The following is an 11444-nucleotide window of genomic DNA, read 5'->3' on the forward strand; positions in this document are numbered from 1 at the left end:
TCGTCGAGTGGAGCGGGTGAACGACGTTGACGGACTCTGGAAAGCTGAACATCGGGCCCCTTGTGCGCCCGTCCGACGGCAGTGACGACACGGCCAAGGTGGTCGCCGACCTCGTCAATGCCGTCTATGCGGTCGCCGAGGAAGGCATGTGGCCGGAGGGAGCCACCCGGACCTCGGCGAGCGAGATCGCCGAGCTGGCCGGTGCCGGCCGGCTCTTCGTCGCGTGGCTCGGCGACCGGATCGTGGGCTGCGTGAAGGTGGTGCAGCTCGACGCCCGCATCGCCGAGTTCGGAATGCTCGCTGCCGATCCGGAGGTGCGGGGCGTCGGCATCGGCCGTGCCCTCGTGCGGTTCGCCGAGGCCCATGCGGCACGGCTCGGGAGCGAGATCATGCAGCTCGAGGTCATCCAGCCGAGAGAATTCGAGCACCCGTCGAAGGTGTTCCTGTCGCAGTGGTATCCGCGAATGGGTTACGTGCCGGTGCGGACGGACGGGCCCGAGGACATGTACCCCGAACTGGTCCCGCTGCTCGCGGTCCCATGCGACGTCGTCGTCTACCACAAGCGGCTCGGCTGACCGGTCCGTCTCCGCGCGGCACCCGGCGCTGGCGGCGGCGACGTGCTTCCATGGTCGGACGAGTTCCGCGAGGAGGCGAGATGACGAGCAACCGTATCGGCCGCCATGCCCGGCGAGCGGGAGCCACGCTGCTGCTGACGGCCGCCGCCGTCCTCGGTGCGTCCGGTCCGGCAGCGGCCCAGGACGAGTGGCCCGAGATTCCGTCCTATCCGACACCGATGGTGCCGTTCGAGACCAAGGACTTCCTCACCCCCGCGGACCTCGACTACTGGAATCCGCTGGTGAACCGGAATCGGCTCACGTCACCGTTCGGCACCGGCACCCGGATCGTCTGCGTCGGATTCCACGGCGTGACCACCGACTGCTGGCAGGCAGACCAGAACGGACAGCCGCACAAGCTGATCCGGCTGCCGGCCAACCTGCCGAACGTCACGGGTTCGAGTCTGCCGGGCGGCGGGCCGGGACACTTCGTCTACCCGATCCTCTGAATCCGCCCCGCGGGCATATCAGCCGGTGAACAACACCGCTGCCTGAGCCGGCAGCCGCGCGCCGTCCTTGCGGCGGAACAGTTCCGCCGGCCGGCCGGCGCCCGGACTCGACATGCGCCCGGTGCTGACGAGAGCGTCGACCACGTGGCGGCGGAACGAATCCTTCTGCAGCGGAAGGCCGAATATCACCTCGTACAGACGCCGCAGTTCGAGGACGGTGAACTCGTCGCCGAGCAGTCCGTCGGGATCCACGCACTGCGCGTAGCGGGTTCGCAGATCCGCGACGGCCGCCTCCACCATCTCGGCATGGTCGAAGGCCAACGGCTGCTCGGTCTTTCCGTCGCGCACGCACACGAGGTGGGCGTCGCCCGGAAGGTCCTTGCGGGGCAACGCCGCGGCGTGGGCGATCGAGATCACCCATCCGCGCGGGTCCCGGTCGGGAGCGTCGAACGCGCCGATCTGATGGAACCGGATGCCGGTGAGGCTCGACTTGTCGCGCAGTGCGCGTCGGGCGGCGTCGGCAGCGCGTTCGCGTTCGTGGAGGAAGGTGCCGGGCAGGGCGAGGTCTCCGAGACTGTGCTCGACCACCAGCACTCGCAGTTCGCCGTCGGAGTAGGTCAGCACGGCGATGTCCACCGCGGTCGATGGGTGCGGGTACTCGGCCAGCTTCCGGCCCGCCCCGTCCGTCCAGTCGCTCACGGTTGCACTTTAGCGTGATTTTGATCTAAATTGATAGCGCAGATTTGATCGAAATGGTCTGGCGGAGGGAGCGGGAAATGGCGTTGACGGCGCAGCAGTGCGACCGGGCGGTGGGGGTGCTTCTCGCGACGGCGGCGGGGGATGCCCTCGGTGCCGGCTACGAGTTCACTCATCCCACCGCCGACGCGGTGATCGACATGATCGGCGGTGGCGTGTTCGGCTGGGAACCGGGGGAGTGGACCGACGACACCGCGATGGCCGTCGCCGTCGCCGAGGTCGCGGCCACAGGCGTCGACCTCGGCGGCGCTGCAGGTCTCGACGCGGTGGCCGCGCACTTCGTGCGATGGTTCGACTCGGGCCCGAAGGACATCGGCAACCAGACCCGCGCGGTGCTCGAGCATCGCCCCGCCGGCGCCGCGGCGATGCAGGCCCGCGCCCGCGCGCTGACCGGTCGCAAGGGCGGCAACGGCGCCCTGATGCGGACCGCCCCGGTCGCCCTGTCCTATCTCGGCTCGGGCGACGCGGACGCTGCCGTCGCCGCCGCCGGGGAGGTGGCGCTGCTGACCCACGACGACCCCCAGGCGGTTCAGGCCTGCCGACTGTGGACGTACGCGATCCGCCACGCCGTCCTGCACGGCACCTTCGACGGTGTCCGCGGCTACCTGCAGGTCTGCCCCGCCGACGTCGCCGGTTACTGGGCTCCGCTGCTCGACCGGGCCGAGCACGGCTCGCCCGACGACTTCGCGAACAACGGATGGACCGTCCACGCCCTGCAGACCGCGTGGTGGGCGATCAACACCACCGACGATTCCGACGCCGGACACCTGCGGCGTGCCCTCGAGGCGGCGGTCCGCGCCGGCGGTGACACCGACACCACCGCCGCCATCGCGGGCGGACTGCTCGGCGCCCGCTGGGGAGCCTCGGCGGTCCCCGATCGTTGGCGGTGCATCCTGCACGGCTGGCCCGGGCACACCGCGCACGACCTGATCCATCTGGCCACGGCGGCCGCGCGGAAGGGATACGACCGCCGCGCCGCCGTCTCCACTCACTCCACCGGATTCCAGGAGCAATCGTGACCCTGATCGACGTCGTCCACGGCGACATCACCACCCAGCGCGTCGACGCGATCGTCAACGCCGCCAAGTCCTCCCTCCTCGGCGGCGGCGGAGTCGACGGCGCGATTCACCACGCGGGCGGTCCGGAGATCCTCGCCGCCTGCAAGGCCCTGCGCGCGACGACGCTGCCCAACGGTCTGGAGGTGGGCGCGGCGGTGGCCACCACCGCAGGAAAGCTCCCGGCGCGCTGGGTGATCCACACCGTCGGGCCGATCTACTCGCCTCACGAGGACCGCTCGCACCTGCTGCGGTCGGCGTACACCCGCAGCCTCGCCGTCGCCGACACCCTCGGCGCCCGGACCGTCGCGTTCCCGTTGATCTCCGCCGGCGCCTACGGCTGGCCGAAGGAAGACGCGATCCGGCAGGCGGTCGCCGCCCTGACCGCCGCCCGGACCGCGGTCGAGATCGTCACGCTCGTCGCGTACGACCGGAGCGTCGCCGAACTGATGCGCCGCACGTTGCCGTAAGGCGCTGGAGCCGGCGGCCGAATGTCACAGCGGTTCGATCAGATCGAACCCGTGTGACATTCGGCCACGGTGATCCTGCGGCGCTCAGGACATCGACGGTTCCTGCGACGGCAGGGTGAACACACAACTTTCCCCGGCCCCGAGTTCGCACACCTGGCCGTCGAGACCCACCCGGACGGGGCCGTGGAACCCTTCGGGCTGAGCGAGCACGGTCAACTCGTTGCCGACGATGCGCACCCGCAGTGGCGTGCCCCGGAACCGGATCGAGAAGGACACGCCGTCGAGCCGGTCCACCAGCCGGGGCCGGAACAGCAGCACGCCCTTGTAGACCCGGGCCCCGACGAAGCTGCTCTGCAGCAGGTCCAGTGTGCCGGACATGACCCCCATGTGGATGCCTTCCTTGGTGGTTCCGCCCTGGATGTCACTGACGTCGCTCTCGAGGGCCACCATGAAGCGCTCCCACGAACTGGGCGGGTGGATGTCGGCGAGCACGCCGGCGAACGTGACGTGGCTGAGCGTCGACCCGTGCGAGGTCCGTTGGTCGTAGTACTCGATGGTGCGCCGGGCCAGATCCTGGTCGTACGGATAACCCAGCCGCTCGAACGTCGCGTGTAGCTCGTCGTCGTCGAACAGGAAGAACAGCATCACCGTGTCGGCCTGCTTGGCCATCTTGAACCGGTTCGGATCCTCGCCCTCCGCCCGGAGGATGCGATCGAGCCGCTGGATGTTGGGGTAGGCGGCACGGTAGTGCTCCCAATCGAGCTCCTCGAGCTCGTCGTAGCCCTCGAACTGGCTGATGACCCCCTCGTGGAAGGGCACGAACATCCGCCGGCTCATGTCGTCCCACGTGTGCAGCTCCTCGTCGGTCACCGCGAGCTGGGCGAGCAGGGCGCTGCGGCGGCTGGCCGAGAGCGAGTCGAGCACCGACGGCACCGTCGCCATGATCCAGGCCACCATGACATTGGTGTAGGCGTTGTTGCGCAGTCCGTCCTCGGCCGCGCCGGGATGGCGCTCGTGGAACTCGTCCGGCCCCATCACGCCGTGGATCTCGTAGCGTTCGCGCTCGGGGTTGAAGTGGGCGGTCGACGCCCAGAAGCGGGCGATCTCGAGCATGAGCTCGGCGCCGTAGTCGGCCAGGAACTCCGTGTCGTCGGTCGCCTGCAGGAAACGCCACACGTTGTAGAAGATCGCCGCGTTGACGTGCCGCTGATTGCGGCTGAGGTCTGGATCCCACTGTCCGGAAAGGGGATTGAGATGGACGGCCTGGGTCTCCTCGGTGCCGTCGCTGCCGCTCTGCCAGGGGAACATCGCACCGCGGTACCCGGCCTCCTCGGCCGCGGCCTGGGCCTCCGACAACCGTCGGTACCGGTAGAGCAGCAGGCTCCGGGTCACCTCCGGCATCCGCAGGTTCAGGAAGGGGTAGATGTACATCTCGTCCCAGAACACGTGCCCCCGGTAGGCCTCCCCGTTGAGGCCTCGCGCCGGCACCCCGACGTCGTGCCGCGCCGTGTGCCGGGAACAGACCTGCAGCACGTGCGCCACGTGGAGTCGCAGCAGCAGGTGGGCGCGCGGCTCGCTGGGCAGCCGGACGTCGCAGATGTCCCACAGCTCGTCCCACGCCGCCTCGTGCTCGGCGTACGCGGCGGCGAAGTCGGGGTACCGCAGCACGTGCCGGCCGGACGCGGCCAGCGCCTCGGTGATCGCATTGTCCCGGGAGGTGAACAAGGAGACCATCTTCTCCACGCGTGTCGGCCGGCCCTCCTCGACGTCGAAGCAGAGCACCTGCTGGATGTAGTCCTCCATCTGGTACAGCGAGCGGTCCACCTCCACGGGTCCGTCGTCGTAACCTTCCCCGCGGAAGACCCGGGTGCGTGCGGCCTCGGCGACGTAGATGTCGGACTGGCGGGTCTGTACCCGCAGGGCGATCGTCTCGGTGCCGAACGTGCGCGGGGACACCGGATCCAGATGGCGGCCTTCGAGCTGCCGGTAGCGGGCGACGATCTGGTTCGTGACGCGACCGTCCAGCGCGGAGACCACCTCGATCTGCCCCGACCAGTTCTCCGGGACGAGCGTCCACTCGATCCCGGCCTGGTGGCTGTGGGCCATGCTCACGAAGCGGCGGCTCCGCAGGGTCGTCTCCCGCCCGAAGCGGTCCCGGAACCGCAGCTCGCGCATCACCGTGGCGAGCCGGATGTCGTAGGTGTGCCGGTAGGACAGCACGTCGACGTTGTCGAGCCGGACCGCGTCCTGGCCCTCGATGCGCAGCTTGAGGACGAGCCAGTTGGACACGTTGACCAGGTCCTCGTTGAGCACCGGGCGTCCGCCCATGATCGTAGTCTCGCGGTTGTAGATCCCGTGCACGTAGGTGCCGGGGTAGTGGATGGGGCTCATGTCCTCCCACTCGGCGGTGCCGCGCGTGCAGAAGTAGCCGTTCCCGGTGGAGGTCAGCGCCTCCCGCAGTCCCTCCGACGCGCTGTCGAACCGGTCGTAGTCGAGCTCGAACTTCGGCTCCTGCACGACGTTCCCTCCCGGACTCCCGTGGCGTGGTCCGCGATCACCGCGCCAGTGCGGTCAGAAAGCGCTCCACCTCGTCGACGGAGGAGAGCACGAACTCGGCGGCCGTGGTCCGGCCTGCCATCTCCGGATCGTCCGCCCGGCCGACGAGGATGCCGATCCCACGTCCGCGCAGCGCCCGGAAGGCGTCCTCGTCGGTGATGTCGTCGCCCAGGTACACCGGTACCGTGTCGGCGGAGCCGAGGTCGAGCACCTCGATCAGGTACAGCACGGCTCGGCCCTTGTCCCAGTCGACGGCGGGCGCGAGTTCGTACACCATCTTCCCCGGGGTGACCTTCAGCTCGCCGCGGTACTCGGCGAGCAACCCCTGCACGACCGTCGCGATCCGGTTCCGGTCGGCGGGCTCGGCGAGCCGGTAGTGCACGGCGACCGACGCCCGTTTGGGCTCCACCAGCGCACCGGGGATTGCCCCGATCTCGGTGCGGAGCCGGTCGGTCACCGCCGCGACGAGGTCCGCGAACCGGGCGACCCGGTCGTCGGAGACGGAGCCGCGTTGCGGGGTCCAGATGTCGAAGCCGTGGCTGCCGGCCACCACCAGGTCGTCGATACCCATCAGCTGCTGCACCACCGCCCGGTCCCGGCCGGTGACGACGCATACCGGGCAGCGTGACGCGAGTTCCCGGACCACGGTGCGCATGCCGTCCGAGATCACCGCGTCCTCCGGTCGCGGCACGATCGGGGTGAGTACTCCGTCGTAGTCCAGGAACACCGCAGGCCGGCACTCCGCCAGCCGGCGGGTCAGGCTTTCGTTCCCCAGCGCGCGAGGCAGATCGCGGACCGAAGTTTCCTCCATCATCGGAGCACCCCCTGTGGCGCGGCGGACGCCGCGCCTGCGGCACGGCCACGGTCTACCCTTCCACTGTAGGACCGTGTCGTGGGACGAGGGGGGTGTCCGGTCCGCACCCGCGGTACGGGTGTGGGCACTACGCCGGCCCGCGGGTTCGTAGACTTCAGCCATGACGTCCGGCGCAATCTTCGACCCCGCCGACGTGCAGCGCGCCGTCGCGGCACTGCACACGCCGGACATCGACCGGTGGGCCCACCGCTTCGAACTGTTGTCCGACGTGAACCGGCTGCGCTTGTTGCTGTGCCTGCACCACGCGCCGGGCATCTGTGTCACGGACCTTGCCGCAGCCCTGGAGATGACCGGCACCGCGGTGTCCCACGCGCTGCGCCTGCTGCGCAACCAGGGCTGGGTGGCGGCGGAGCGTGAGGGTCGTATGGTGCGGTACCGCCTCGTGGACGAGACGGTCCACGAGCTGCTGCATTCGATCGGCGCGACCCACCAGCACGCCGGGCACACGCACCCGGACCGTGACCACGCCGCCCCGGACAGCGGAAGCATCTGATTCCGCGTCCCCGGGGCGGACCCGCGGCCTATCGTGAAGACGAGCCCGTGAGGTGGGCGGAGTGGGGCCGCGATGCATGAATTGTCGATCGCGCAGAGCGTCGTGGACGCGGTGTGCGAGCGCGCCGGTGACCGTCGCGTGCACAGTGTGCGCGTCGCGGTGGGAGCGTTGTGTGCCGTGATCCCCGACTCGATGCTGTTCTGCTTCGAACTCGTCACGGTGGGCACCGTCGCGGAAGGTGCACGGTTGGACATCGAGACGCCCGCCGGTGTCGGTCACTGTCGGGCCTGCGGGGCCGAGTTCGCGGTGTTCGATCCGATCCTGTTGTGTTCCTGTGGAAGTGCCGATGTCGAAGTGCGGTCGGGCCGCGAGCTTCGCATCGTGTCGATGGAGGTGAGCTGAAGCGATGTGTGCCACCTGTGGCTGTGACGACGAGGCGGGGCCGCGGATCACGGTGCCGCACGCGCACGACCTTCCCCACGAGCACGGCCACGGCCACGGCCACGAGCACGACCACGAGTACGACAGTGCGCCGGTACAGACCGAGACCGTCACTCTCGAACAGCAGGTGCTCGCGAAGAACGACCTGCTCGCCGAGCGTACGCGCGGGTGGCTCGCGGGTCGCGGCGTGACGGCGATCAACGTGATGAGTTCGCCGGGGGCCGGCAAGACCACCCTGCTCGAACGAACGATCCGTGAGCTGTCCGGCTCTGCGCCGATCGCGGTGATCGAGGGCGACCAGGAGACCCTGCTCGATGCCGAGCGCATCCGCTCGACGGGATGTGCCGCGGTGCAGGTCAATACCGGTGCCGGATGCCATCTCGACGCGCAGATGATGCACGACGCGCTCACCGCCCTGGATCCGGCTCCGGGAACGCTGTTGTTCGTGGAGAACGTGGGGAATCTGGTGTGCCCGGCCCTCTTCGATCTGGGGGAGCAGGCCAAGGTGGTGCTCATCTCGACGCCGGAGGGAACGGACAAACCGCTCAAGTATCCGCACATCTTCGCGGTCGCCGATCTCGTCGTCGTCAACAAGGTCGACCTGCTGCCGTACGTCGACTTCGAACTCGAAACCTGTGTCCGCCACGCCGGATCGGTCAACCCCGGCGTGGAGGTGCTCGCGGTGTCGGCCACCACGGGGGAGGGCATGCAGGCGTGGTACCGCTGGATCGCCGACCGCCGGTCGGGACGATCATGATTCGTTGACATCCCTCCGGAACAGGGCGTTAATAGAGAAAGCGCCGCGCAAGTGGGCCGAGGGTCGACTCCTGCGGCGTAGGAGCGTGGGGCGCTCCGGAAGGTGGTCGGCATGCCCACACCCGAGGCCCAGGCGGCCGAAGAGGCCTTGATCCACGTGTTGTGGATCAACGCCGGGCTCAGTTGCGACGGCGATTCCGTGGCTCTCACCGCCGCCACGCAACCCAGTGTGGAAGAGATTGCACTCGGCGCGCTGCCGGGGCTGCCGAAGGTCGCGGTGCATTGGCCGCTGATCGATTTCGAATGCGGCCCCCAGGGTGGTGCGGACGACTTCCTCGAATGGTTCCGCAAGGCGGACCGCGGCGAGCTCGAGCCGTTCGTGCTGGTGGTCGAGGGTTCGATCCCCAACGAGAAGCTGCACGACGAGGGGTACTGGTCCGGCTTCGGCAACAACGAAGAGACCGGACAACCGATCACCACCAGCGAGTGGCTCGACCGGCTGGCGCCGAAGGCCACGGCGATCGTCGCGGCGGGCACCTGCGCCACGTACGGCGGCATTCACGCCATGGCCGGTAACCCGACCGGCGCGATGGGCGTGCCCGACTACCTGGGCTGGGAATGGAAGTCGAAGGCGGGTATCCCGATCGTGTGCGTGCCGGGATGCCCCATCCAGCCGGACAACCTGTCCGAGACGCTGACCTACCTGCTGTACCAGGCGACGAATCAGGCGCCGATGATCCCGCTGGACGAGGCGCTGCGGCCGCAGTGGCTGTTCGGCATCACCGTGCACGAGGGCTGCGATCGCGCCGGGTACTACGAGCAGGGCGACTTCGCCACGGAGTACGGCTCCCCGAAGTGCATCGTGAAGATCGGCTGCTGGGGGCCGGTTGTCAAATGCAATGTCCCCAAACGGGGTTGGATGAACGGAATCGGCGGATGCCCCAACGTCGGGGGTATCTGCATCGGCTGCACGATGCCCGGCTTCCCGGACAAGTTCATGCCGTTCATGGACGAGCCGCCCGGGGGGAAGCTCTCGACGCGGGCGGTCGGCGTGTACGGCTCGGCCGTGCGGCAGCTGCGGAGCCTGACGAAGAGCACATTGGACAAGGAGCCGTCCTGGCGTACGCCCGGCACGGAACTCACCACCGGCGCGACCCGTACCTGGTAGTCCCGCCCCGAGAGAGGCAGCCCGATGACAGCCACCGTCCCCGATCCCGCCGCCGGCAGCAACCTGGTGGAGATGGCGTGGGATCCGATCACCAGAATCGTGGGCAGTCTGGGTATCTACACGAAGATCGACTTCGCGAACCGCGAAGTGGCCGAATGCCACAGCACCTCGTCGATCTTCCGCGGCTACTCGCTGTTCATGAAGGGCAAGGACCCGCGCGACGCGCATTTCATCACCAGCCGCATCTGCGGCATCTGCGGGGACAACCACGCCACCTGTTCCTGCTATGCACAGAACATGGCGTACGGCGCCAGGCCGCCGCACCTCGGCGAGTGGATCGTCAATCTCGGTGAGGCCGCGGAATACATGTTCGACCACAACATCTTCCAGGAGAACCTGGTGGGGGTCGACTATTGCGAGAAGATGGTCTCCGAGACCAATCCGGGGGTGCTGGCGAAGGCCGAGAACACCCGTGCCCCCCGGGAGGACCAGCACGGCTACCGCACGATCGCGGACATCATGCGCTCGCTCAATCCGTTCACCGGCGAGTTCTACCGCGAGGCACTGCACGTGAGCCGCTCGACCCGGGAGATGTTCTGTCTCATGGAGGGTCGCCACGTGCACCCGTCCACCCTGTACCCGGGCGGTGTCGGCACGGTCGCCACGATCCAGCTGATGACCGACTACCTGACCCGGCTCATGCGCTACGTCGAGTTCATGAAGAAGGTCGTGCCCATGCACGACGACCTGTTCGACTTCTTCTACGAGGCGCTGCCGGGGTACGAGAAGGTGGGGCTGCGGCGCACCCTGCTCGGATGCTGGGGTTCGTTCCAGGACCCGGAGACGTGCAACTTCGCCTACCGGGACATGGAGGACTGGGGCCGGAAGATGTTCGTCACCCCGGGGGTGGTCGTCGACGGCAAGCTGGTGACGACCTCGCTGGTGGACATCAACCTGGGCCTGCGCATCCTGCTCGGCTCCTCGTACTACGAGGACTGGACGGATCAGGAGATGTTCGTGAAGACCGATCCGCTGGGCAACCCGGTGGACCGTCGCCATCCCTGGAACCAGCACACCAATCCGAGACCACAGAAACGCGATCTCGAGGACAAGTACAGCTGGGTGATGTCGCCCCGCTGGTTCGACGGCACCGACTACCTGGCCCTCGACACCGGAGGCGGGCCGCTGGCCCGGTTGTGGTCGACGGCGCTGGCCGGGCTCGTCGACATCGGCTACGTCAAGTCCACCGGGTCGAGCGTGCAGATCAACCTCCCCAAGACCGCGCTGAAGGGGCCGGTGACGCTGGAGTGGAAGATCCCGCAGCACGGCAGCAACACCCTCGAACGCAACCGGGCCCGCACCTACTTCCAGGCCTACGCCGCGGCGTGCGCCCTGCACTTCGCCGAGAAGGCGCTGGTGGAGATCCGGGCCGGCCGCACCAAGACCTGGGAACCGTTCGAGGTCCCCGACGAGGGCATCGGCTGCGGGTTCACCGAGGCGGTGCGCGGCGTCCTCTCGCATCATCTGGTGATCCGCGACGGGAAGATCGCCAACTACCATCCGTATCCGCCGACACCGTGGAACGCCAGCCCGCGCGACAGCTACGGCACGCCCGGCCCGTACGAGGATGCGGTGCAGGGGCAGCCGATCTTCGAGGAGAACGACCGCGAGCACTTCAAGGGCATCGACATCATGCGCACCGTGCGCAGTTTCGACCCGTGCCTGCCCTGCGGGGTGCACATGTATCTCGGAGACGGGAAGACCCTCGAGAAGCTGCACTCGCCGACCCAGTCGGTCACCGGGGAGTGACGG

Annotated in this window: 12 protein-coding genes; 9 read left to right on the forward strand and 3 right to left on the reverse strand. The window is 68.5% G+C overall.

Features of this window, described 5'->3' with window-relative positions; translation table 11 throughout:
* Positions 1–26: 26 nt before the first annotated feature.
* Both ACWPOB_RS08850 and ACWPOB_RS08855 read left to right on the forward strand, forming a co-directional pair.
* On the forward strand, positions 27–575 hold the full coding sequence (locus ACWPOB_RS08850; RefSeq protein ID WP_455400581.1) for a GNAT family N-acetyltransferase: 549 nt from the start codon (positions 27–29) through the stop codon (positions 573–575).
* An 80-nt stretch (positions 576–655) separates the two neighbouring features.
* Positions 656–1063, forward strand: a complete 408-nt coding sequence (locus ACWPOB_RS08855; RefSeq protein WP_006942012.1) for a hypothetical protein — start codon at positions 656–658, stop codon at positions 1061–1063.
* 18 nt (positions 1064–1081) lie between these two features.
* Here the strand turns inward: ACWPOB_RS08855 and ACWPOB_RS08860 are convergent, their stop codons facing one another.
* Positions 1082–1762: an NUDIX hydrolase gene (locus ACWPOB_RS08860; protein WP_455400582.1), complete on the reverse strand. Its 681-nt coding sequence runs from the start codon at positions 1760–1762 to the stop codon at positions 1082–1084.
* Between the two features lie 77 nt (positions 1763–1839).
* On the opposite strand from ACWPOB_RS08860, the gene ACWPOB_RS08865 reads away from it, so the two are divergent.
* Positions 1840–2838 carry an ADP-ribosylglycohydrolase family protein gene (locus tag ACWPOB_RS08865; RefSeq protein ID WP_455400583.1) on the forward strand — a complete coding sequence of 333 codons (999 nt, stop codon included), beginning with the start codon at positions 1840–1842 and terminating at the stop codon, positions 2836–2838.
* Positions 2835–3344 carry an O-acetyl-ADP-ribose deacetylase gene (locus tag ACWPOB_RS08870; protein ID WP_100055084.1) on the forward strand — a complete coding sequence of 170 codons (510 nt, stop codon included), beginning with the start codon at positions 2835–2837 and terminating at the stop codon, positions 3342–3344. The genes ACWPOB_RS08865 and ACWPOB_RS08870 overlap by 4 nt, the downstream gene beginning before the upstream one ends.
* A gap of 84 nt (positions 3345–3428) precedes the next feature.
* Here ACWPOB_RS08870 and ACWPOB_RS08875 read toward each other — a convergent pair whose 3' ends face one another.
* A complete protein-coding gene (locus tag ACWPOB_RS08875; RefSeq protein ID WP_100055085.1) occupies positions 3429–5861 on the reverse strand; it encodes a glycoside hydrolase family 65 protein in 2433 nt (810 codons plus the stop codon).
* 37 nt (positions 5862–5898) lie between these two features.
* Positions 5899–6711, reverse strand: coding sequence for a trehalose-phosphatase (gene otsB / locus ACWPOB_RS08880; protein ID WP_455400624.1), 813 nt, complete (start codon positions 6709–6711; stop codon positions 5899–5901).
* A gap of 163 nt (positions 6712–6874) precedes the next feature.
* Between otsB and ACWPOB_RS08885 the strand changes: the two genes are divergently transcribed.
* From ACWPOB_RS08885 to ACWPOB_RS08905, 5 genes are all read left to right on the forward strand, one after another.
* Entirely contained in the window at positions 6875–7267 is a 393-nt protein-coding gene (locus ACWPOB_RS08885; protein WP_100055086.1) for an ArsR/SmtB family transcription factor, read from the forward strand.
* Positions 7268–7339: 72 nt separating this feature from the next.
* Positions 7340–7669: a hydrogenase maturation nickel metallochaperone HypA/HybF gene (locus ACWPOB_RS08890; RefSeq protein WP_100055087.1), complete on the forward strand. Its 330-nt coding sequence runs from the start codon at positions 7340–7342 to the stop codon at positions 7667–7669.
* 4 nt (positions 7670–7673) lie between these two features.
* A complete protein-coding gene (hypB, locus tag ACWPOB_RS08895) occupies positions 7674–8465 on the forward strand; it encodes a hydrogenase nickel incorporation protein HypB (RefSeq protein WP_100055088.1) in 792 nt (263 codons plus the stop codon).
* Positions 8466–8576: 111 nt separating this feature from the next.
* On the forward strand, positions 8577–9632 hold the full coding sequence (locus ACWPOB_RS08900; protein ID WP_029547180.1) for an NADH-quinone oxidoreductase subunit B family protein: 1056 nt from the start codon (positions 8577–8579) through the stop codon (positions 9630–9632).
* Positions 9633–9656: 24 nt separating this feature from the next.
* Entirely contained in the window at positions 9657–11441 is a 1785-nt protein-coding gene (locus ACWPOB_RS08905; protein ID WP_003935326.1) for a nickel-dependent hydrogenase large subunit, read from the forward strand.
* Positions 11442–11444: the final 3 nt, after the last annotated feature.

The organism is Rhodococcus sp. 2H158 (assembly GCF_053764755.1).

Coding starts and splice junctions, on each gene's coding strand:
- ACWPOB_RS08865 (WP_455400583.1), top strand. CDS start 1,840: ATGGCGTTGACGGCGCAGCAGTGCGACCGGGCGGTGGGGGTGCTTCTC.
- ACWPOB_RS08885 (WP_100055086.1), top strand. CDS start 6,875: ATGACGTCCGGCGCAATCTTCGACCCCGCCGACGTGCAGCGCGCCGTC.
- hypB (WP_100055088.1), top strand. CDS start 7,674: ATGTGTGCCACCTGTGGCTGTGACGACGAGGCGGGGCCGCGGATCACG.
- ACWPOB_RS08855 (WP_006942012.1), top strand. CDS start 656: ATGACGAGCAACCGTATCGGCCGCCATGCCCGGCGAGCGGGAGCCACG.
- ACWPOB_RS08890 (WP_100055087.1), top strand. CDS start 7,340: ATGCATGAATTGTCGATCGCGCAGAGCGTCGTGGACGCGGTGTGCGAG.
- ACWPOB_RS08905 (WP_003935326.1), top strand. CDS start 9,657: ATGACAGCCACCGTCCCCGATCCCGCCGCCGGCAGCAACCTGGTGGAG.
- ACWPOB_RS08900 (WP_029547180.1), top strand. CDS start 8,577: ATGCCCACACCCGAGGCCCAGGCGGCCGAAGAGGCCTTGATCCACGTG.
- otsB (WP_455400624.1), bottom strand. CDS start 6,711: ATGGAGGAAACTTCGGTCCGCGATCTGCCTCGCGCGCTGGGGAACGAA.